This is a genomic window from Paraburkholderia sp. EG287B, assembly GCF_040965595.1.
Taxonomy (GTDB): domain Bacteria; phylum Pseudomonadota; class Gammaproteobacteria; order Burkholderiales; family Burkholderiaceae; genus Paraburkholderia.
The window spans coordinates 71035-91987 of the sequence record NZ_JBFRCG010000029.1 but is presented as its reverse complement, the minus strand read 5'-3'; the positions used below and the strand labels follow the sequence as shown (position 1 = coordinate 91987).

The window sequence follows — 20953 nt, the reverse complement described above, 5'->3', positions numbered from 1 at the left end:
CTGCTTTGCCGAACTACTCTCAGCTCTGAGTCTTTGTCAGCCATAGGTGTCCACCTCACAAATAGGTGGACACCTATGCTCCTCGCTCAGAGTGCTGTTGGGTAGACGTCGATAGTGGATCGCTTACGCTGAAACAGTTTCAGCCCCCCCACGACGTCGACGCGCATGAGCATGCATCCGGTTTTTCGGTCGCTTGGTTGCAGAACTAGTCTCCACCACTCATCCATCGGGATCAAGGCGAAGGCCGGTGTTCTGGCGTTCGCCCGTGGCTCATGAAGGGCTCCCAGAAAACCATCGGTACCAGACCGGTGTCCACGGGAGTATTCACCAATGATCGGCTTGCTGCGTTAGCAGTGCCAGGCTCATTTCGGTTCATGGTCTGGGCATCCCAACGGTCGCTGATCGCGGACGGCGGGAGCGCGCGGCCCAATCGCATGAAAGTTACGCGATCGCAAAGGTCGGTTGCCTCAGTCACCAACATAAGCACCCGTGCCACTGACCTCTCAATCGCCGCCAGAGGCGGGACGGAGCCCCTTACCGCGCGAGCGGTTTAGTCCATTCGGCCGTAGCGGACATTGCGGGCCACTCGGTTGTACGTCAGCAATGTGGCCAATTGCTGACAGTTGCCGCTGAGCACCCCGACGTCAGCTTCCTGCATCAGCGAACTCACACTTCCGAGCCGTTGCAGTCGCTCGAACCGCCGCGACAACTGCGGCAGGTAACGTGCCCCTATGTGATTCGTCAAGCATTAGGGGCGGATTTCGGTTGATAGAAGGTGGCATCACGCAGCATGGCGAACAGCACGTCGCAGCGACGTCTGGCGAGAGCAATGAGCGCCTGATTGTGGCGCTTGCCCTGCTGGACCTTGCGAGCGTAATAGTCCTTGGAGACCGGGTCCCGTAAGGCGGCAAAGGCAGAGAGGAAGAGCGCTCTCTTGAGCACCTTGTTGCCTCGTCTGGACGGGTGTTCGCCACGGAGGAACCAGAGCGTCGTGTCACCGGCGCAAGGCCGGCGTAGGCGGCAAGATGCACGGCTGAGGCGAAGGCTTTGTGAGCGACTTCAGTGAGGAGTCTGGCGGCGGTCCTGACGCCGACTCCCGGCATACTGGTCAGGACCGGCCAAAGAGGGTGTGCATGCACCAAGCATTCCATTTCGCTGGCAACTTCGTCGCGTTGCTTACGCAAGGCGGCGAGCTGCTGGGCCAAACGTGGCATGACGATGGTCGCGGCCTGCGTGCCGGGCACGACCACAGCTTCGCCTGAACGATTTCGGCCGCGAGGCTTTTGCCCATGCGGGGTGCGAGTTTGGTGAGGCGGTTAGCAAGAGTCTTCTCGCTGGCGGCCGCAAGTTCGGCGGGCGACGGATATCGCTCGAGCAGGTCAAGCACGGCCGGATGGTCGAGGCGCGGTCCCAGAACCCGCTCCAGAGCGGGATGAATCTGGGTGAGCAGGCCGCGAATACGGTTGCTGGTCTGCGTGATTTGCGCGGCGAGATCGTCATCGAAGCCGCACAGCATGGTGAGTTCAGCGAGTTGCTCATCAGCCAATCGAAGCGAGCGCAGTGTATGCGGCATCGAGCGGGCGGCTTCTGCAATGATGGCGGCATCGCGGGCGTCGGTCTTGGCTTCACCGGCATGCAGATCGGCGATGCGGCGCATGGCCAGACCCGGCAGATAGGCGACCAGGACACCTTCATCACGGCCAGCGCGCTGACGGTGGCGGGCTGATCGACGACGAACAGAAGTTGGCCGTGCGCCTTGAGTTCGGAGATGAGCGCGCGCAGTTTGGCCTCATCGTTGGGCAGCGCTTTGTTGTACAGGCGCTTTCCATTCCGATCGAGAGCGACGGCATGATGGTGGCCTTTGCTGCGCAGCTGATGACGATGACAGGGAAGCGGTGACCGTGATAAAGCGACTTTCTTTTCTTCATCGCTTCATTCTACCCCCGCTCCTGCGTCAACCTGACAGAGCCCATCGTAGACATCGCCTTCGCGATCGCTCACGCCGATGACTTGCGTATGCGGACAGTGTATCTTGAGTATGCCCAGCTGCTCGATACCTTCGAGCCATTTCGCGCTCTCTTTCTCTTGTACGCTTCGTTGTCCGCGCAGATGTTTCTTACCCAACTCCTCCGGCCTACGTATCCACGTCTTCAGGCCGATCACGCCGAGTGGCAGTCCCTCAGGCGTGAGCGCAAGCAGCCTGTATAACCACGAACGTGTGGATCGGAGCCATATCCCAGACCTTCGGTTGCCCGCAAATGAGACAAATTGAACTCAGTGGTGTCCTGAACCGCAAGTACGATCGGCACCTGCTGCATGCGACAAAGCGTTTGGCCGATGTGCGCGCTCAGCACGCCATCAACATCCACCTGTGGGTTATCGAAAAACCGATAAGCCGCCTTCAGTTCAGAAGCATTGAACGATTGCGGAAAAGAGCAATGCGGACTCGTCGAAAGCCTACGCGGCAGCATCACGAGCCGTCTGGTCAGGCGAGCGTCGCCAAGTTCGGCAGCACCAAACTCTTCACTTGCCCAGTCATCGAGATCAGGGGTGTGCGACAACGCCCGGCATCACGGATCATGAACGGCTCCAAAGTTAACATCCGCTGTCTTCGTTTACAGACCATCCCATCGCAGAATTACGAACAATTTGCGGGTAATTCCGAGGGAAAACCCGGGGCAGTTCAACTGCTTCGACAACGCACCGATTGAGTCGTTCTGGGGTACATTCAAAAGTGAGCTGGTCTATCATCGACGCTTCGCCACACGCGAAGAGGCACGGCGAGCCATCACCGAATACATTGAGATCCTCTTTAACAGGCAACGCAGGCAGGATCGACTTGGCTACCTGTCACCTGTGCCATTCACGCAGCGATACCATCTGAATCAGGTCGCTGGTCAACCCGTTGGCGTCCACGCGTTCCGATCGACTACCTCACTTGTCAGATTTTCGACAATGTCGGGAAGAAGCCAAGGTATTGCCAAGTGATCGCGTTGTCCTGCATGACTTTTTTGGTTTGGCACGACACTTGCGGCATCTCGATCACGCTAGCCTCCACGAGGAAAATTCATGGTTCGACTCACCAATCCCCCGCGCAACCTCGCCTACGGCCACGCTTGTCGGTTGCCGCAGAGGTGATGCGCGCTATCTGGCACAGAGCCAACGGCATATCTTCCGCCCGCTGACGTGGATCGCCACCAATTGACCAGAGTCTGCGCGCCGGGCCGCTGCAAAGGGCGCAAATATCGCATGCGTAGGACCGGCGCCGTTCGGAAGTTTACTGACGCATACGTACCGAGGACGGGCACAACACGGGCGCAGACGGCCAATCATCATTTTTCGGGTCGCTTGTTTCGCATGATTGTGATCCACCAATCTGCAAACCATGCATATTCGGTCGCGGCACCTGCTTTCGAGAGCGATGGCTTAAAAACTTCAAATACTCGTACGACCTCAATGCAATTCCCTTCCACCAAACCACAACCTTAGACGCCGCAGTAGAGAGTGAATTGTGCGTAGTAGGAACAGCAGCTCTTGTGAGACAGACTCTGCTCGATCAGTTGGAAGAGGCGGGGCCAACTATCTTCTTTGCCAGCTCGCGTTTGGGAATCTGCATGCCTCATTTTGCACGGCTATGACCATTGAATCCGAATTGATGAGCCGAATTGCATGAATACGATTGTCCCGAAGTCCGCTTTTGCGGCCCCATGCGTAACGCCCGCCCGATCCGCACTGTCTTCCGATTCGCCATGACAACGCAAACCATCCGCTTCTATCACCAAGGGGCCGTCCGCGAGGTCGCGGGCGTTCCGGCGACGCGCACCGTGCTGACGCACCTGCGCGAGGACTTACACTGCACCGGCACCAAGGAGGGCTGCGCGGAAGGCGGTTGCGGCGCGTGCACGGTCGTGATCGGTGAACTCGACGCGCGTGGCGAACTCACGCTGAAGGCGGTCAACGCCTGCATCCAGTTCCTGCCCACGCTCGACGGCCGCGCCCTCTTCACAGTCGAAGACCTGCGCGCCGCGACCGGCGCGCTGCATCCGGTGCAGCAGGCGCTGGTCGATTGTCACGGTTCACAATGCGGCTTCTGCACGCCCGGCTTTGTGATGTCGATGTGGGCGCTGTACGAGAACCAGCCCGCCAGTGCCGGCCTGCCGACCCGCGACGAAATCGACGCCTCGTTATCCGGCAATCTGTGCCGCTGCACAGGCTACCGGCCGATCATCGATGCTGCACAGAGGATGTTCGACTATGTGCAGCATCCGCGCGTCGCGCTCGATCGCGATGCGATCGCGGCCACGCTGCGCACACTGCAACGCAAGGACACGTTCGAATACAGCGCGCCCGACACCCGCGGCCCCACATTCGGCTCGCCGACCTTCCACGCCCCGCGCACGCTCGAGGCGTTCGCGACGCTGCGCATGCAGCATCCGGACGCGCGCATCATCGCGGGCAGCACCGACGTCGGCTTATGGGTCACCAAGCAGTTGCGCGATCTCGGCGACCTGCTGTACATCGGCAACGTCGCCGAGTTGAAAGCGATCGCGCGCGACGCGCATACGCTGACCATCGGCGCGGCGGTCACGCTCGAAGACGCGTACGCGGCGCTCACCGCCGACTACCCTGAGCTCGCCGAACTTTGGACGCGCTTCGCATCGCTGCCGATCCGCAATGCGGGCACGCTCGGGGGCAACGTCGCGAACGGCTCGCCGATCGGCGATTCGATGCCGGCACTGCTCGCGCTGGGCGCCGACGTCGAGCTGCGCCGCGATCGCAGGACCCGCACGCTGCCGCTCGACGCGTTCTACCTCGGCTATCAGAAGACCGCGCTCGCGCCCGGCGAATTCGTCAGCGCGCTGCGCGTGCCGCGCCCGGGCGGCGCGCTACGGTTTCGCACCTACAAGGTCGCGAAACGTTACGACCAGGACATCTCGGCGGTGTGCGCGGCGTTCGCGCTGCACGTCGCGGAAGACGGCACGATCCGCACGGCGCGCGTCGCGTTCGGCGGCATGGCGGCGACACCGAAGCGCGCCACCCACACTGAAGCCTTGCTCAACGGCGCCGCGTGGAACGACGAGACCGTCCGTCTCGCGATGGACGCGCTCGCCGCCGATTACCAGCCGCTCACCGACATGCGCGCGTCGCGTGCGTATCGGCTGAAGGTCGCGCGCAATCTGCTGTGGCGCTTCCGTCTCGAAACGCGCGCCGACGCGCCGCTCGCGTCTCTGCGACGTCAACACAATCGCGTTCGCGGCGAACGCAGCCGCGAAACAGTCGCCGTGATGAACCGGACGGATGCCTTTGTCGAACGCGCGGCCGAGCGTGCCGATCAACGCCATGCGACGCCTAACGATGGCGAGAGCGGCGCGTCAATCGGTGTGCCGTTGCCACACGAATCCGCCGCGCTGCACGTAAGCGGCGAAGCGACCTACACCGACGACATCGCCGAGCTGCACGGCACGCTGCACGCGGCCCTTGGCCTGTCGCGCCATGCGCATGCGCGCATCGTGAAGTTAGACCTCGACGCGGTCCGAAACGCGCCCGGCGTCATAGCGGTGCTGTGCGCCGACGATATCCCCGGCGAAAACAATAGCGGCCAATTAGTGCACGACGACCCGATCCTCGCTGACGGCGAAGTGCTGTACCTGGGTCAGCCGGTCTTCGCGGTGATTGCAGAGAGCCACGAACTTGCCCGCCGCGCCGCCACGCTGGCGAAAAGCGACGACGTGATCCAATATGAGCCGCTCGACGCGATCCTCACCGCAGCCGATGCTAAAGCCGCGAATCAGTTCGTGCAGCCGCCGCTGCATCTGCGGCGTGGTGACCCCAACGCGAAGATCGCCGCCGCACCGCATCGGCTCGCCGGTAGGTTCGAGGTCGGCGGCCAGGAGCATTTCTATCTCGAAGGCCAGATCGCCTATGCGGTGCCGCAGGAGATGGACGGCATGCTTGTCTACAGCTCGACGCAGCATCCGAGCGAAAACCAGCAGGTCGTCGCGGATATGCTCGGCTGGCCCGCACATAACGTCGTGTGCGAATGCCGGCGCATGGGCGGCGGCTTCGGCGGCAAGGAATCGCAGTCGGCGCTGTTCGCGTGCGTGGCTGCGCTTGCGGCGCAACGCCTGCATCGGCCGGTCAAGCTGCGCGCCGATCGCGACGACGACTTTCTGATCACCGGCAAGCGCCACGACGCCGTGTACGAATACGAAGCGGGCTTCGACGATCGGGGCCGACTGCTCGGCGTGCGCGTCGAAATCGCATTGCGCGCCGGCTATTCCACCGATCTGTCCGGCGCGGTCGCAACGCGCGCGGTGTGGCACTTCGACAACGCGTACTACCTGTCCGACGTCGATATCGTCGCGCTGTGCTGCAAAACCAATACGCAGTCGAACACCGCGTTTCGGGGCTTCGGCGTACCGCAGGCCGCGCTCATGATGGAGGTGTTGCTCGACGGCATCGCGCGCGAGTTGCGGCTCGATCCGCTCGACGTGCGGCTCGCGAATTACTACGGCATAGGCGAACGCGATACGACGCCGTACGGACAACGCGTCGAAGATAACATCCTCGCGCCACTGACCGACGCGCTGCTCGATTCGAGCGACTACCGCGCGCGTCGCGCGGCGGTCGCCGAATTCAACGCAAAGAGTCCCGTGCTCAAACGCGGCCTCGCGTTTTCGCCGGTCAAGTTCGGCATCTCGTTCAACGTGGCGTTCCTGAATCAAGCCGGCGCGCTCGTGCACGTATACAAAGACGGTTCCGTGCTCGTCAATCATGGCGGCATCGAGATGGGCCAAGGGCTCAACACGAAAGTCGCGCAGGTGGTCGCGAATCAGTTCGGCTTGCCGTTATCGCGCATACGGGTGACCGCAACCGATACCTCAAAAATCGCCAACACCTCCGCTACCTCGGCCTCGACAGGCAGCGACCTGAACGGCATGGCCGCCGAAGCCGCCGCGCAGACGATCCGCGCGCGCCTGGCTGAACTCGCGGCGCGTCAGCTCGGCGGCGACGCCAACGACGTGCAGTTCGCGCGCGGCAGCGTCTCGGTGAACGGCAACGCGCTGACGTTCGAACAGCTGATCAACGCCGCGTATCTGGCGCGCGTGCAATTGTGGTCGGACGGCTTCTACGCGACGCCGAAAGTGCATTGTGATGCGGAGACGCTGACCGGTCGTCCGTTATATTACTTCGCGTATGGCGGGGCGGTGTCGGAGGTGGTCGTCGATACGCTGACCGGCGAGTCGAGGCTCGTACGCGCGGACGTGCTGCACGACGCGGGCCGATCGATCAATCCGGCGATCGATCTCGGCCAGATCGAAGGCGGCTTCATTCAGGGCATGGGCTGGCTCACCACCGAGGAACTCTGGTGGAACCGCGACGGCCGCCTGATGACGCACGCGCCGTCGACATACAAGATTCCCGCGCTCAGCGACACGCCCGCTGCGTTCCACGTGCGGCTCTACGACAACAGCAACGCGGAGCCGACCGTGTTCCGCTCGAAGGCTGTAGGCGAGCCGCCGTTCCTGCTGTCGCTCTCGGTGTTTCTCGCGATTCGCGACGCGATCGCGGCCGCGGTGCCGGGCTCGCAACATGCTCCGTCATTGCGTGCGCCGGCGACGCCCGAGGCGATACTCGACGCGCTGGACGCATTGAGCGCTTCGAATGCGTAGCACGACGCGGAGAGATCGGCGCTGTCACGTGCGGCCTACAAGCATAATTCCTGCAGCAGTGCCGCCAAGTGGGCCTGACTGCGGTGGACTATCCGTTCAATACGGCACGCCAGGCGATTCGCTCCCTCTCAGCGTGCGTGAAGGCGGAGCTGGCTACGCAGCTTCGGTACTGCTGCACGCGCGGCTGGCGCCTCGCACCTCAAAGGCTTGCCTCGCCCCGAGGATCAGGCAGGCGCGCCACCGGCAAGCCGCCCCTATCAGGTCGTCGAACTCGATGGTCACAAGCTCGACATCCGGCTCAAGGTAGTCGTGTCCGATCCGCTGGGCTTGAAGCACGAGTTCGAAATCGAGCGGGTCTGGCTGCTTGTCATCATCGACGTCTGCACGCGCGCCGTGCTCGGCTACCACCTTGTGCTCGCTCGTGAGTACAGCCGCTACGACGTCATCGAGAGCATCGAGAAGGCGCTTGAACCGGATCTGTCGCAATAAGGCGGTCTGCTATGCTGACGGGCCTTAATGCGTGACTTGATCGATGACCGAGAAGCTGAGTCCGGCCGTGGCAAAAGTACTCAAACGGTTGCATTACCCGCTAGACGTAATGTTGCTGTGCGTTCGATGGTACGTGGCCTATGCGCTGAGCCTGCGTCATCTCGAACGGATGATGGCCGAGCGCGGGGTTGCGGTCGATCATTCGACGGTTCATCGTTGGGCACTCAAACTGTTGCCGGTCCTGGAGAAGGCGTTTCGACAGTGCAAACGGACAGTGGGCAGGAGCTGGAGGATGGACGAGACCTACATTCGAATCAGGGGTGAGTGGCGCTATCTCTACCGGGCTGTCGACAAGCGTAGAACGCAATAATTCTGACACCGTCGCGCCATTAAAAGTGTCATCCATTGAAAGGCGTGGATCAAGAGATAAATACTCTTCTCTCAGGCTTTACCCTGCTTAGCTGAAACAGTCTCAGCCCCTACCACGTCGACGCGCATGAGCATGCGTCCGGTTTTTCGTTCGCTTGGGTTGCAGAACTGGTCTGCACCAGTCATCCATCGGCATCAAGGCAAAGGCCGGTGTTCTGGTATTCGCCCGTGGCTCATGAAGAGCCCCAGAAAACCATCGGTACCAGACCGGTGTCCACGGGAGTATTCACCAATGATCGGCTTGCTGCGTTAGCAGTGCCAGGCTCATATCGGCTCATGGTCTGGGCATCCCAGCGGTCGCTGATTGGGGGCGGCGGGAGCGCGTGGCCCAATCACTAGACTGGGTTCACGCCAACACTTTTACCGGGCTCACGGCCCCGCCGGATCTAACCAAAGTATTTGGTCACCTCGAATGGTTTGCCATCTCGCAACATGTAGAACGCGGCACGGGCGAGCTTGTGCGCGAGAGCCTTCATAGCGACCACGGGCATGCGCCGGGCTTTCTTGCGCTCATAAAAGCGTCTCGCCTGCGGACAGCTGCGCATGGCAACAGCGGCAGCTTCAATGAAGGCCCAGGAGAGGTACTTGTTGCCGTTTTTGGCATTGCCTTCGCCTTTCTTCCTGCCGTTCGAGACGCGCCTGCTTTCTACGCACCGACAGTACGAGCTGAACTGGCCGACAGTGCGAAAGCGGGTTATGGTGCCGGTCTCCAGCATGATCGTGGTCGCGAGTGTGACTCCGATACCAGGCGCAGTTTTGAGGATCGCGAACTCGGGACGCAGTTTTACTTCGCGATGAAGTTTCGACTCGATTACCCTGATCTGTGCTTGCAGAGTGTGCACGACAGCGAGGTTTGCCGCCAGGGCAGTCTCGATATGGGGCGGCAAACCTAGTGAAGTTACGGCCGCGCTATCGAGATGGCGGACCTGCTCTGCGTTGAGGCGCAGATTCAGCTGCCGGGCCAGGATGTTCTCGATACTGAGGGTGTTCAGCGTGCTCTGCTGTACGAGTTGCATGCGCTTGCGAGCGAGATCACGCAGGCCTCGCTCCTCCGGCGGATAGGTGTAGCCTTCTGGCAGCAGCCCAAGGCGGAAGATATGGGCGAGAAACACAGCATCTCGTTCATCGCCTGCGTACTTCAGGCCCTCGTACTGCTTGATGGCGGCGGTATTTGCCAAATGGACGACAAAGCCCGCGGCCATCAAGCCATCGACAAGCCAGTACCAGTTAAACGTTCTATAGAAACATTTCTATAGAACCTATTATGGACGCCCCGGGATTATGCATGCTTTGCCGTTGAGTGGAGCGGAGCGCACGGCGTGGGTTCCGATATAAATCGAATTATGGACCGTGCCGCGCGCGTATTTGAGTTCTTGAGCAATGCAGGGTTCAGTTAGCGAATCGTTCTTGGCCGTGCATAATCACAAGCCCTCGAGAAACTGCAGTACGCGGTCAGTGGGCCTGTATCGGTGTTGCCTGCTGTGAGGTAATTGAAGCGTACTGAGGGCTCTTTCCTTCATTGCCAGGTCCGCCTCGATGTACATGTGCGTGGTCGCTGGGTTCTCGTGACCGAGCCACAGCGCAATGACCGTAAGGTCAACGCCAGCCTGAAGCAGGTGCATGGCAGTCGCGTGCCGAACCAGGTGCGGTGAGATGCGTCGGCCCTTGAGTCCCACGCAATGAGTTGCCGCAGCCTCGTAGGCGAGGTTAAGACGATCCGGTGATTCCGGTTCGCGTCATCGGTCCGCCTGAGCGATTTGGAAAGAGCCACTGTCCGGGTGAAGCGTCAATCTGCCGAAGCCAGAGCCGGATCTGGTTTGCGGTGCTGCGCCAGAGCGGGACCGCACGTTCTTTGCGGCCCTTGCCGTGAAGACGTACAGAAGGGCTTCGATCCAGCTCGACGTCGGCGACGCGTATGCCGATGAGTTCGGATACCCGAGCGCCGGTGTTATAGAGGGTCGCCAACATCACGCGATCGCGCTGGCCGCACCATGTGTTGGGGTTAGGTGCATCGAGCAAGGCGCATATTTCTTCTCGGGAGAGGAAGCGGACCAGCGGGCGCTCATAACGTTTCATCGGGATCGCGAGCACCTGCTGAATTGTGCCCAGCGACTCTGGTACTCGGGACGCAGCATAGCGCAGAAACGAGCGAATGGCGGCAAGCCGAAGGTTGCGACTACGGATGCTATTGTGGCGGGCCGCTTCGAGGTGGTCGAGGAACTGAAGAACCAGGGGTGCATCGATGTCGCTGAGTTCCAGGCGTTCAGGTCTCCGATGCAATCGCTGTTCTGTAAATTGGAGCAGCAGCCTCATGGTGTCTCGGTAAGCCGCTACCGTTCGCGGGCTCGCATTACGCTGTTGTATCAGGCGCTCCATAAAGAACTGCTGCAGCAATTGCGGAAACGTCGGTGATGGGTTCGGGTCAAGCATGATTGCCTCCTTGAGCGAAGTGCTCGAAGCGATCGCCTGCGATGGTCATCAGCTCAGGTATTGCCGTTACATACCAGAACGTGTCGGTGACCTGGGTATGTCCGACGTAGGTGGAGAGCACCAGCATCGCATTACCGACATCGATCCCCTCCTGATACCAGCCGATAAGACGTCGGCAGATAAAGCTGTGCCTCAAGTCGTGGATGCGCGGGTGCGGGTGACCTCCCCGGGCTTGCCATCCGAGCTGGACTCGAAGACGGGCGAAGGCATATGCGATCTGCCGATAGTTCACTGGCCTTCCGCAGTCGGACACGAAGAACGCTTCGGTCGTCGACGCGGGCAGCCTTTTATCCCGAATACAGGCATAGGCGCGGAGGGCTTCGGTGGTGGTCGGATGTAGAGGAACCTGGCGGGCTTTACGAAACTTGCTCTGACGAATCGTGAGGAGGCTGCGTTCGAGGTTGACGTCCTCGCGCCGAAGTGCCAACGCCTCCGAGATGCGCAAACCCGTGGCCGCGAGCAGACCGAAGACGGTTTCACAGGTAACTGGACGCAGGCCACCCGTGGGCGGAAGTTGTCGAGCAGTATCCAATAACGTCTCGATTTCCTCTTCCGAATAAATATGCGGTGTCAACCGTCGGTATCCTGGTCCACAGAGTCCGGAAGATGCAATTTCGGTGGCGGGATCGAACTGCAGGCGGTACTTGGCAAATGGGCTCAAGATCTTCAACCGACCTGCCCTGGTGGCGGCTGTGGAGCGGCTGGACGAACAGGCCCAACGCAAAGCCAGTTCCACCGTGATCGGACCGCTGTGGCCAATTTGATCAGCGAAGCGTGCAAAGCACATCAGACGCTGTTCCTCACTTTGAAGAGCAAAGCCAAGTCGCCGCCGGCGTTCAAGATAGCACTCGACCAGAGACACCATCGTTGGGGCGGCCTTCATGTTCGTCTCCCAGGCCAGGGCAATGCAACGGCGTTGAGCCGGGGCAGATCGACTTTGAGATAGATCGTCGTCGTGTTGACGCTGCGGTGGCGCAGTAGATCGGCGATGTCCTTGAGACTCGCCCCTTCCCTGAGTAACCTCGAAGCGACAGAATGGCGGAGCACGTGGGTTCCAGTCCACCGCTCAGCCTGGCCGCACCGGGCGTAGGCGCAGCGTACGGCGTTGCGCACGAGGCTCGGCCCTACCGGTTCATCGCGCGGAGCGCGGTGGCGTACAAACAGTGCGCGGCTAGCCGTGCTGGGGCGCCCGAAGCGGAGGTAGTCGGAGATCGCTCGCCCCGTCTCCACAGGCAACGGCAGAAGAGTTGTGCGCTTTGTTTTCGCTTTCGCAATCCGGAGCGTGCCTTCTCCCCAGTCCAGGTCATCGAGCTGGATAGACGCTACTTCGCTTGCTCGCAGACCCAGGTCCACGAGACAGCGGACGATCGCGTAATCGCGCCGGCCGGTCGGACGCGTACGATCGAACGATTTCACCAACGCCGCAAGTTCTGAATCGGTAAGAGAATCCGGCAACGCCGCGAGGCGCCAGTAAGCAACTCTGGGGACTGCAGAAATAAGGGGTTCGGTAGGATCTCCCTGTATTCGACGGAAACGCAAATAACTTCGCAAACAGTCGCCAATGATTCCCGCAGTCCGGGGTTGACAGCCTTCGGCGCGATCAGTCACGAATCGGTAGATGTCATCGGGCTTAATGCGTTCAAGCGCACGGCTCCCACCCAAACCGGGCAAGGAGGAATTCACGCACGTAGCGCAGACGGTAAAGGCGCGTTGCCGATGCCAGACCCTGAACATCCTTGAGATACGCGTCAAAGTGCTGAAGCTCATCGTGTACGAACCTGGAAGCCGGCACTGACCTCGGCGGAATGATGCCCTCCGCACGCAACATGCGAAGCAGATTACGGAGCGCGCGGCGAAGGTTAGCGAAGGTGCGTGGACTTGGCTTGCAGCAGTGGCAGACCGGAAGGTGCACCGTAAGAAAGCGATGTAGTGCCGCCTCATCGATGTGATCAAGCGGGATGCGCTGCGAAGTCAGCCACCGCCCGAAGTGCGACGCGCATTGCAGGTAGTTCCCTACAGTAATGCCCGCATATCCGCGTCGGACCAGGTAGTCCTCGAAAGCCCCAACGACGGGTTCGAGTGCGCCGTACCGTGCACGTTTGCACGCGACGACTTCAGACACGACTTTCCTGATCATGATCGCTCTCCTGAGTAACGGCGGTGAAGCCGTCTGAGAAGAGCAGTATCTGTTATGGAAAGTCAATCGATGGTGAGGCGCTACCAGGCATCCTGAGGAATTAGGCGTCGCACCTCGGAATGCCCGCCAAACCGTGCATAATCCCGGGCCGTCCATAATACGTGGATTCCACCACGCCTCCTTGCAGGTCCTCGTGGAATGGCGCGAGAACCGCGATGATTGATGACAGGTCATTGGCCAGTCGCTTGCAATAGAGCACCCGGTCCTGATCGTCGATCACGGCGACCACCGCGTTATTCGAGTGCAGATCAATGCCGCTATACTTCATTTCAGCCTCCTGAACGGGTCGGTTGAGCTTGGCATCTCAACTGTAGACCCTGGCCGCCCCTTCTTTGGGCGGCCAGGAGGCCTTTCAATGATTATCACCGCGCGGTACCGGAACCGAACCGCCGTTGTCCGCCAGGAAGCGCCGTTCAGTATCGCCTGGAAATTGTTATTCAAACGCCGGCTTCACTTGAATACCGGCCTCTGGGATGGCGAAGTGCCACCGGCAGCTACGGGTTCGCGTCGATCACCAAACTTCAGCGGTTGCACCCGACGCGGCGAAAAATCGTCGTGAGGTTGACCGTCACCCGTGAGACGACTATCGGGTCGTCCACTCAACCTCGCGCCAACCCGGGCAAACTCAGTTGGCAGCGCATTTTCGCCACTGCATCGGCGACATCTCGTATCTTCCCTTGAACGCCCGGCTAAATGCTGCCTCCGACTTGTAGCCCACGCGATTCGCGACATCGGATATCGGTGCGCGGCTATACCGCAACAATTCCGCGGCCCGGTCCAGGCGCCACGTCGTCAGGTAGCTCAGCGGCGCTTGTCCTACCACCCGTTGCAACCGGTCCGCGAAAGCCGACCGGGACAGATTCGACAACGCTGCGAGGTCGCTGACGGTCCATGCGCGGCTGGGGTCCGCGTGAATGGCAGACATCGCGGGATTGATGCGGGCATCGATCGCGCCGGAGAGCCAACCCAGACCGACTCCGCCGTCCGTCGCCCAGGTGCGCAACAACTGAACAAAGATGACGTCGGGAAGTCGCGAGATCATCGCGGCGGCGCCCGCGCGCGGATTCAACGCCTCGTCGAGAATGAAATGGCAGCTCAGGTCCAGCCATTCGAAAGGCCGTTCCCGCAGCCCCTTGAGGATCAGGATCGGCGGCAGCATGGACAGCAAGCGTTGCGACAACACGCCGTCGAAACCGAAGTCCCCACACAGCCAGGTCGTGTCTCCCGTTCCGAGCGTCAGGCGCTCCCGGTCGTAGTGCTGCCGCGCAAGGTCAGCGAGAAGCTTGGCCGGGCGCCCCGGGCGGTCAGCGATGACGTGCCCATGGCCATGCATCAACATGATCAGGTCACCCTGGGAGGCCGTATATCGCTCCTTGTTCCCCTCTACTTCTATCGAGACGTTCCCGCTTCTGACAATGCGCAGGCGGCATTTGCCTGAGGGAAACCGCATGCCGAAAGGCGCCGACGCCGCGCAGGTGAAGACCGTATTGCCGCGCACGCGAATCAACTCCAGCACGTCCGAAAAAGCATCGCGCTGGAAGGCAAAGGGGTCTGCCCGAACATCCGAATCTATCGGCGTTTCAGCAAATAAATCCGGCCTTTGTGCCATGTCACGTCCTCGTTGGATCATTATCATGGACGCATCATTTACGCGGAATGGTTCGGATGTCAAAGATTATTTTTCGACCGCATTGTGGCGTCGGAATTTATACGAAGGGAATTTCATGTTCGATTTCAATCAAGGTAAGACCCGGATGCAGATGTCGAAGCTCCTTTGCTGCTCGATGATGCTTGCCGGCCTGATCACGGCTGGTCCGGCCTCCGCGCAGTCCGCTGGTTCGGGGGGCGTGCCCGATGTGCCGCCGACCAGCGCAGCGTCGCCTGATCCCGGCGCGCAGCCTGTTTCTCATCCGAAGACGGTCGTGTTCATTCACGGCATGTTCATGACGCCCAGGGCCTGGGACAAGTGGCAGGCGTATTTCCAGCAGCAGGGCTACACCACGATAGCGCCGGCATGGCCGCTGCACGTTGGTCCGATCAGGCAGCAATGGACGCCGGAAGCCCAAGCCGAACTGGGCAAACTGACGTTGGATCAGGTCATCGAGAGCTACAGGGAAGTGCTGCGCCAGTTGCCGGAGAAGCCCATCGTGATCGGCCACTCCATGGGCGGCCTGGTGGCTCAGAAGCTGTTGTCGGAAGGGTTGGCGGCGAAGGCCGTGGCGATCGATTCGGCGCCGCCGTCGGGGCTGATCGTATTCAGGGGGTCCTTCATCAAGAGCAACTGGGCGGTGATCAACCCCCTCGCGGACATCAACCAACCGGTGGCGCCATCGTTCGGCGACTTCCAGTATGCCTTTTCCAATTGCTTGCCGCAGGACGAGGCGCAGGCGCTATACCAGGAGCATGTGGTACCCGAGTCACGTCGGGTGGGACGCGGAACCAGCTCGGAAGTCGCGAAGATCGATTTCAGCAAGCCGCACGGACCACTGCTGATCATTGCCGGCGAGGACGATCACATCATCCCGGCCGCGCTGAATCTCAAGAACTTCAAGAAATACAGCGACCCCTCCTCGGTGACGGACTCCCATCAGTTCCCGGGCCAATGCCATGGGCTGACCGTGGACAAGAATTGGCAGGATGTGGCCGGTTACGTCAAGGATTGGCTTGGCGCCCATTGAGTCGGGATGACGTCGCGCGCGGCGTAGTGCTGGCCGCCGTCCAGCAACGATTCGCACCACGCCAGCGCAGCCTGTTGAATGGCTCTTTGGCCTTCCCCGTTCTCCCGGATACCTCCCCTGAGCCGACGTATTCCGGAGAGCGCGGAGGATGCCACCAGACCGTGCGTCGACGATCGTAGTTGCCCTGGATTTGCCATGCTAACCGAGCGGCAAGTGACCGTTGCACCCCAAAAGCAGCCCCTACGGTACCAGGGATCGACTGGCTGCAACGGGTCGTCGGATAGGGGTAGGAAACGGCGATCGCCGTCCCCTCCCTCCGAACCCGGTGTGCAGTTTTCCCGCGACGGGCTCTCCAGTCAGTTGTTTCCACATCGGGATTGGCGCGCCAATCGAAGGGCCTCGGACATCGTGAACAGCCCAAGATCAGCGAAGAAGGCATTTGGCCATCGAGTGTGATCGCGAAGGCATCGACCCTGACCCGGACGGTGAAGCTGGGATGCCCAGCTCGCGCTCGCCACCATCCGGTTTCGGAATCGTCACCCGTCGCACCGGCATCGGCCGGTACGCCCCCCCCAGCAGTTGCTCCCGTATTGCCGGCCAGGCTGTCACCAGGTGTCGCGCAGTCTGGTCAATGTCCAGCCCGTCGACACCCGGCGCACCCTTGTTGGTCCGCACCCGTCTAAGCGCCTGCCGCAGGTTCTCTCTCGTCAGCGCTGCTTCCAGCAGCGCCGATCCTGTGTCTCTCGTCTCATGCCGCGAGCCACAGGCTTCGTCGCTCCCGGCTTCACGCGCAGCTTCACCGCGCGCTGCCACCGCTCGCGCGGGCATCTGACGCATTGCCTGTTGCGTCGGCATGTCGTTAAACACTCCTTCCCGTTCGGTCCTTCGCCACCAGCTTCAGCCTCACCGGCCTGTCCTGTGACTACTATGACCTCTGCTGAGACCTCGCTCCGGTTCGACACCGTCGCCCTTTCAGGCAAGAGGCGAGGCGTCCCCAGGTAAGAACGCACTCCTTCATCGCACAACCGCCGCATCTACGCCGCTTCGCCTTGATCACGAGAGCTTTGCGGTTTCATGCCCGCTCGCCCTGCTCGGCAGCGCCTTCTATGCAGTTCTTGTTCATCGGCTCGCGATTTACGCTCCACGCTTCCTCCCCACACTCGGTCGCCCTCATGCAGTTGCGCTTCACTTCATTCGCCGTGGTCAGCTTATGGTGGGACTTGCACCCGCAGGAGTGCGCCCATGCTGGGCGCACACGAAAAACGACCCGGCCGCGCATGCGACCGGGTCGTCAAGTCCCGCCCCTCGCGTTACTCCGTTCGGCACCTTAAGAGACCATTTCAAAAAGACCCCAAGGGGGCTGTTAACCTTTTCGGCAAGCTGTTAACCTTGGTCGTCTGAACAACTGGAACCAAGGGGATGGGCGCACCGATCATTGATGACGAACTGTGGGCATTGATCGAACCTTTGCTACCGCCGCCGAAGCCGCGTCGCAAGAACCCCGGGGCGGCTTCCGATTTCAGACCGGGCTGCGCTGAACGGCATCCTGTTCGTATTCAAGACCGGAATACGCTGGTGCGACCTTTCAACCAAGCTGGGATTCGGATCGGGGCCGACCTGCTGGAGGCGTTTGCGCGACTGGCAAAAGGCCGGCGTGTGGAGCGCGTTGCACGAGTTGCTGCTCGCCAAGTTACGCGAGGCCGGCGAACTCGATTTCTCACGGGCAGCGGTCGATTCATCCTCGGTGCGAGCCGTTGGGGCGGGCGAAAAACTGGCCCGAACCCCACCGATCGCTCGCGACCAGGTTCGAAGCATCACATCCTCGTCGACGCCAACGGCGTGCCCATCAGTGCAATCCTGACTGGCGCGAATCGTAACGACGTTACCCAGTTGCTGCCGCTCATTGACGCGATCCCGCCCATTCGCGGCGTACGCGGCCGACCGCTTCGCAAGCCCAAGGTCATCTACGCAGATCGCGGCTACGACTCCGAGCCGCATCGTGAGCGGCTTCGTGCGCGCGGTATCGAACCGGTGATCGCCAGGCGCCGTACGGAACACGGTAGCGGACTCGGCAAATTCCGCTGGGTGGTCGAGCGGACTCACGCATGGCTGCACAATTTTCGTCGTCTTCGCATTCGCTTTGAGCGTCGAGCCGACATTCACGAGGCATTCCTTAAACTTGGTTGCTCGCTCGTCTGCTGGAACATCTTCAGACGTGCCGAGCAGTCTTTTGGAAACGGTCTCTTATAGAAAATCTGTCGACTTCTAGCGTACCACCTCCATAAAGGCCTTCGCGGACGGGTTTCCCGCACACCCGTCCGTTACGGGGTACCATCAAACCCATCACATGAGCGACGAAGTTCATTTTTCCTTCCTCAGGAGGAGGCGCGCAAACGTTCGCGTCCCAGAGGCAGACTTTTGCCGCAGACCCGTGCCACCGCCCAAGCCTGGACTAGAGCTATTCCCCGGATTTCGCACTCGCTCGCCGAAGCTTGAGCAGTCTCCAGACGTGGGCCACCGATAGACAGGAGATCGACATGTACCCACTGACGTGGCTTTGGTGTCCCCAATACAACTATCCTTTAAGCGGTGCGGTAGATCAAACCATGAAATTACTAGGTGCCGGCAACCCGCAAACTGAAATAGCCATTACCCAGAAGTTTTCATACGGTCGTCAGCTCGCGCGGATTCTTGCAGTTCTGGAACCAATGGCTAGGGACTTTTACTCCCACAATCCAGATCTCAAACAGGAGCCGTTGCGTGACTTCGATCAGATGCTGAGCGATATCAAGGAGCTCCGATCTACAAGTTCGGCAGGAAGACCGGAAAGGCTTTGCACCGCATCGGACATTGCTGACGTGATGAAGCGGTGGCGGGATGATTCGAAGCACTACGCATACAGAGCTAAACTCGAGGAAGTTCGCACAAGTATCGAGCAACTGATAGACGAAGATGACCGCAAGAAGACGTAGGTGATTTCAACCACACTATCCAGTAGAAAGTGGATTGCATTTCTGCTAGCGTGTTAGGAACTACGGGCAAGACTTGGTATCCTGGCGGGATGACAAAACGCAGACCCTACCCAACGGATGTATCGGATGAAGAGTGGTATTTCGCTGCTCCGTATCTGAGCTTGATGAGCCAGGACGCAGCGCCGCTACGAATTGCGCGACATGGTTAACGCGCTGCGCTGGATCGTTCGCGCTGGCGCACCGTGGCGTTTGTTGCCAATGACTTTCCACCGTGGGAGTTGGTCTATCAGCAGACACAACGCTGGATTCAGGCAGGCTGTTTCGAGGCCATGGTGAGCGACCTGCGTTCGATTATCCGGGTTGCGCAGGAGGAGCGTCGCGGTCAGCCCAGCGCCGTCATTCTCGATGGCCGTACGCTGCAGTCGACGTGCGAAAGTGGTCCACGCGCGGGCTATGACGGGTACAAGCGCAAAAAAGGCAGCAAGGTGCATATGGCCGTGGACACGCTGGGTCAACTGCTCGCGGTGCACGTGACGCCGGCCAACGAACAGGAGCGCGCGCAGGTCGGGGAACTGGCGCGTCAGGTTCAGCAGGCCACGGGCCACACAATCAAAGTGGCGTTCGCCGATCAGGGCTATACCGGAAAGGAGCCCGCGCAGGCGGCACTCGATGAAGGCATTGAGCTTCAGGTAATCAAGCTGTCGGAGGCAAAAAAGGGGTTCGTGTTGCTGCCACGCAGCTGGGTGGTCGAGCGCAGCTTCGGCTGGCTCAACCGTTTCCGCCGACTGGCAAGAAACTACGAGCGCCTGCCTGAAACTGCGTATTCCGCGCAAATCGAGCAGCCGTTCCACGGCAAGGCGAGCGGGCATTCCACGCGAAGTCGAGCAGCGATTCCACTGCAAAGCGAGCGCTGCGGACGCGGCGACGCGGGGTGAGCTCTTCTACTCGTCCTCGCCGTCGGTGGTCAAACCATTTCGGCGCTTGCGCATCGACTCGCCCGAGAGCGTCAAGCGATAGGCATCCAAATTCCGTAGATCTGGCGGTCTCGGCATAGTCGGAGTAAACTAAGTCCATTGAACTAAGTTCATAGGATGATCATGCATATCTACAACATCCACGACGCCAAGACGAATCTGTCGCGGCTGATCGAAGAGATTGTCAACGGTGGGGAGCCCTTCGTGATTGCGAAAGCCGGCAAGCCACTGGTCAAAGTCGTCCGCCTTGAGGCGGAGACCGCCAAGCCCGTACAGCGCATCGGCTTCATGAAGGGCCTGATCAAGGTTCCCGATGACTTCGACACGATGGGTGGCGAAGCCGTGGCGGATCTGTTCGAAGGAAAAGGCGAATGAAGCTCTTACTCGACACGCATTTGCTGATCTGGGTTGCGGCGGACCATCCGTCGCTGCCCGACGAAGCACGCGCGGTCATCGAAGACGAAGACAACACGCTGTACTTCAGTGTGGCCAGCATGTGGGAGATTGTCATCAAGAGCGGCCTTGGCCGCGACGACTTTCAGGTCGACGCACGCGTGCTTCGCCGCAACCTTCTTGATGCCGGCTATGAGGAACTCTCTATCGAATCGCAGCACGCATTCGAGGTGTCCACGCTCTCTGCGCTGCATCGTGACCCGTTTGACCGACTGCTCATCGGCCAGGCGATCGCCGAAGGTATCGTCCTTCTGACCCATGACGAGCAGATCAGACGGTACGACTTCGCTCCAGTTCGCTACGTCTAGCTCGCTCGCAGCCATGCCCCGGGCGCGGTCGGAAACGCTCAGCTATGCACGCGTCACTTCCGCCTGTTGATCCTTCTATGGCGTGGTTCCTTGTCGTAATACTGAAACGGATCCGAGCTGTCGTAGCTGTCGCCCCGTGTGTGGGGCACCGCCGCGGACACCGCGCCGGCAGCCGAGCGCTGAACTTCTCTTCGTTTTGAGATGCGAAGGCTTGCTGTCCCAGTCGACGTCCTCAGGTTTGGCCCGCAGCTGGATCACTCAACGACAACCGTAACTCGCCGATTCTCCCG

General features: G+C 60.5%; 15 protein-coding genes and 8 pseudogenes. 12 read left to right on the top strand and 11 right to left on the bottom strand.

Annotation, left to right across the window (positions count from 1 at the left end; all coding sequences use genetic code 11):
• Positions 1 to 741: 741 nt before the first annotated feature.
• Together AB4Y40_RS37865 and AB4Y40_RS37860 are read right to left on the bottom strand one after the other, a co-directional pair.
• Positions 742 to 1872: pseudogene (locus AB4Y40_RS37865) on the bottom strand (IS110 family transposase).
• Between the two features lie 287 nt (positions 1873 to 2159).
• On the bottom strand, positions 2160 to 2561 hold the full coding sequence (locus AB4Y40_RS37860; protein WP_368692198.1) for a transposase DNA-binding-containing protein: 402 nt from the start codon (positions 2559 to 2561) through the stop codon (positions 2160 to 2162).
• Between the two features lie 124 nt (positions 2562 to 2685).
• Here AB4Y40_RS37860 and AB4Y40_RS37855 point away from each other — a divergent pair.
• The 5 genes and pseudogenes from AB4Y40_RS37855 to AB4Y40_RS37835 form a co-directional block, all read left to right on the top strand.
• A pseudogene (locus AB4Y40_RS37855) lies at positions 2686 to 2895 on the top strand (IS3 family transposase); the annotation flags it as partial.
• Positions 2896 to 3707: 812 nt separating this feature from the next.
• A pseudogene (gene xdhA / locus AB4Y40_RS37850) lies at positions 3708 to 5192 on the top strand (xanthine dehydrogenase small subunit); the annotation flags it as partial.
• Positions 5193 to 5285: 93 nt separating this feature from the next.
• On the top strand, positions 5286 to 7673 hold the full coding sequence (xdhB, locus tag AB4Y40_RS37845; protein ID WP_368692205.1) for a xanthine dehydrogenase molybdopterin binding subunit: 2388 nt from the start codon (positions 5286 to 5288) through the stop codon (positions 7671 to 7673).
• A gap of 32 nt (positions 7674 to 7705) precedes the next feature.
• Positions 7706 to 8147, top strand: a pseudogene (locus AB4Y40_RS37840) (integrase); the annotation flags it as partial.
• A gap of 58 nt (positions 8148 to 8205) precedes the next feature.
• Positions 8206 to 8517 (top strand): annotated as a pseudogene (locus tag AB4Y40_RS37835) (IS6 family transposase); the annotation flags it as partial.
• Positions 8518 to 8977: 460 nt separating this feature from the next.
• On the opposite strand, the pseudogene AB4Y40_RS37830 reads toward AB4Y40_RS37835, so the two are convergent.
• The 8 genes and pseudogenes from AB4Y40_RS37830 to AB4Y40_RS37795 form a co-directional block, all read right to left on the bottom strand.
• Positions 8978 to 9805: pseudogene (locus tag AB4Y40_RS37830) on the bottom strand (IS110 family transposase); the annotation flags it as partial.
• A gap of 207 nt (positions 9806 to 10012) precedes the next feature.
• Positions 10013 to 10267 carry a tyrosine-type recombinase/integrase gene (locus tag AB4Y40_RS37825; RefSeq protein ID WP_368692197.1) on the bottom strand — a complete coding sequence of 85 codons (255 nt, stop codon included), beginning with the start codon at positions 10265 to 10267 and terminating at the stop codon, positions 10013 to 10015.
• Between the two features lie 31 nt (positions 10268 to 10298).
• Complete coding sequence (locus AB4Y40_RS37820) at positions 10299 to 11021, bottom strand: tyrosine-type recombinase/integrase (protein WP_368692196.1); 723 nt, start codon at positions 11019 to 11021, stop codon at positions 10299 to 10301.
• Positions 11014 to 11964 carry a tyrosine-type recombinase/integrase gene (locus tag AB4Y40_RS37815; protein ID WP_368692195.1) on the bottom strand — a complete coding sequence of 317 codons (951 nt, stop codon included), beginning with the start codon at positions 11962 to 11964 and terminating at the stop codon, positions 11014 to 11016. The genes AB4Y40_RS37820 and AB4Y40_RS37815 overlap by 8 nt, the downstream gene beginning before the upstream one ends.
• A complete protein-coding gene (locus AB4Y40_RS37810; protein ID WP_368692204.1) occupies positions 11961 to 12815 on the bottom strand; it encodes a site-specific integrase in 855 nt (284 codons plus the stop codon). The genes AB4Y40_RS37815 and AB4Y40_RS37810 overlap by 4 nt, the downstream gene beginning before the upstream one ends.
• Positions 12721 to 13218: a site-specific integrase gene (locus AB4Y40_RS37805; RefSeq protein ID WP_368692209.1), complete on the bottom strand. Its 498-nt coding sequence runs from the start codon at positions 13216 to 13218 to the stop codon at positions 12721 to 12723. The genes AB4Y40_RS37810 and AB4Y40_RS37805 overlap by 95 nt, the downstream gene beginning before the upstream one ends.
• A 100-nt stretch (positions 13219 to 13318) precedes the next feature.
• On the bottom strand, positions 13319 to 13546 hold the full coding sequence (locus AB4Y40_RS37800; protein ID WP_368692194.1) for a hypothetical protein: 228 nt from the start codon (positions 13544 to 13546) through the stop codon (positions 13319 to 13321).
• Between the two features lie 357 nt (positions 13547 to 13903).
• Positions 13904 to 14887, bottom strand: coding sequence for an AraC family transcriptional regulator (locus AB4Y40_RS37795; RefSeq protein ID WP_368692193.1), 984 nt, complete (start codon positions 14885 to 14887; stop codon positions 13904 to 13906).
• Between the two features lie 25 nt (positions 14888 to 14912).
• Here AB4Y40_RS37795 and AB4Y40_RS37790 point away from each other — a divergent pair, with 25 nt between their 5' ends.
• A complete protein-coding gene (locus AB4Y40_RS37790; protein WP_368692192.1) occupies positions 14913 to 15956 on the top strand; it encodes an alpha/beta hydrolase in 1044 nt (347 codons plus the stop codon).
• A gap of 492 nt (positions 15957 to 16448) precedes the next feature.
• Here AB4Y40_RS37790 and AB4Y40_RS37785 read toward each other — a convergent pair.
• A pseudogene (locus tag AB4Y40_RS37785) lies at positions 16449 to 16811 on the bottom strand (group II intron reverse transcriptase/maturase); the annotation flags it as partial.
• A gap of 661 nt (positions 16812 to 17472) precedes the next feature.
• Here AB4Y40_RS37785 and AB4Y40_RS37780 point away from each other — a divergent pair.
• The 6 genes and pseudogenes from AB4Y40_RS37780 to AB4Y40_RS37755 all read left to right on the top strand — a co-directional run.
• Positions 17473 to 17568, top strand: a pseudogene (locus tag AB4Y40_RS37780) (IS5/IS1182 family transposase); the annotation flags it as partial.
• Positions 17532 to 18206 (top strand): IS5 family transposase, encoded by a 675-nt coding sequence (locus AB4Y40_RS37775; protein ID WP_368692203.1) that lies wholly within the window; start codon positions 17532 to 17534, stop codon positions 18204 to 18206. The pseudogene AB4Y40_RS37780 and the gene AB4Y40_RS37775, both read left to right, overlap by 37 nt.
• Positions 18207 to 18493: 287 nt before the next feature.
• On the top strand, positions 18494 to 18928 hold the full coding sequence (locus tag AB4Y40_RS37770; RefSeq protein WP_368692191.1) for a hypothetical protein: 435 nt from the start codon (positions 18494 to 18496) through the stop codon (positions 18926 to 18928).
• Positions 18929 to 19170: 242 nt separating this feature from the next.
• On the top strand, positions 19171 to 19863 hold the full coding sequence (locus AB4Y40_RS37765; protein WP_368692190.1) for an IS5 family transposase: 693 nt from the start codon (positions 19171 to 19173) through the stop codon (positions 19861 to 19863).
• Positions 19864 to 20025: 162 nt separating this feature from the next.
• On the top strand, positions 20026 to 20277 hold the full coding sequence (locus AB4Y40_RS37760) for a type II toxin-antitoxin system Phd/YefM family antitoxin (RefSeq protein ID WP_368692189.1): 252 nt from the start codon (positions 20026 to 20028) through the stop codon (positions 20275 to 20277).
• Positions 20274 to 20663, top strand: coding sequence for a type II toxin-antitoxin system VapC family toxin (locus AB4Y40_RS37755; protein WP_368692188.1), 390 nt, complete (start codon positions 20274 to 20276; stop codon positions 20661 to 20663). Before AB4Y40_RS37760 ends, AB4Y40_RS37755 begins: the two co-directional genes overlap by 4 nt.
• Positions 20664 to 20953: the final 290 nt, after the last annotated feature.

Excerpts from the sequence above, each read along its gene's own strand:
- xdhB (WP_368692205.1), top strand. The coding sequence starts at position 5,286 with ATGAACCGGACGGATGCCTTTGTCGAACGCGCGGCCGAGCGTGCCGAT.
- AB4Y40_RS37820 (WP_368692196.1), bottom strand. The coding sequence starts at position 11,021 with ATGCTTGACCCGAACCCATCACCGACGTTTCCGCAATTGCTGCAGCAG.
- AB4Y40_RS37815 (WP_368692195.1), bottom strand. The coding sequence starts at position 11,964 with ATGAAGGCCGCCCCAACGATGGTGTCTCTGGTCGAGTGCTATCTTGAA.
- AB4Y40_RS37810 (WP_368692204.1), bottom strand. The coding sequence starts at position 12,815 with ATGTTCAGGGTCTGGCATCGGCAACGCGCCTTTACCGTCTGCGCTACG.
- AB4Y40_RS37805 (WP_368692209.1), bottom strand. The coding sequence starts at position 13,218 with ATGATCAGGAAAGTCGTGTCTGAAGTCGTCGCGTGCAAACGTGCACGG.
- AB4Y40_RS37800 (WP_368692194.1), bottom strand. The coding sequence starts at position 13,546 with ATGAAGTATAGCGGCATTGATCTGCACTCGAATAACGCGGTGGTCGCC.
- AB4Y40_RS37795 (WP_368692193.1), bottom strand. The coding sequence starts at position 14,887 with ATGGCACAAAGGCCGGATTTATTTGCTGAAACGCCGATAGATTCGGAT.
- AB4Y40_RS37790 (WP_368692192.1), top strand. The coding sequence starts at position 14,913 with ATGGACGCATCATTTACGCGGAATGGTTCGGATGTCAAAGATTATTTT.
- AB4Y40_RS37770 (WP_368692191.1), top strand. The coding sequence starts at position 18,494 with ATGTACCCACTGACGTGGCTTTGGTGTCCCCAATACAACTATCCTTTA.
- AB4Y40_RS37760 (WP_368692189.1), top strand. The coding sequence starts at position 20,026 with ATGCATATCTACAACATCCACGACGCCAAGACGAATCTGTCGCGGCTG.
- AB4Y40_RS37755 (WP_368692188.1), top strand. The coding sequence starts at position 20,274 with ATGAAGCTCTTACTCGACACGCATTTGCTGATCTGGGTTGCGGCGGAC.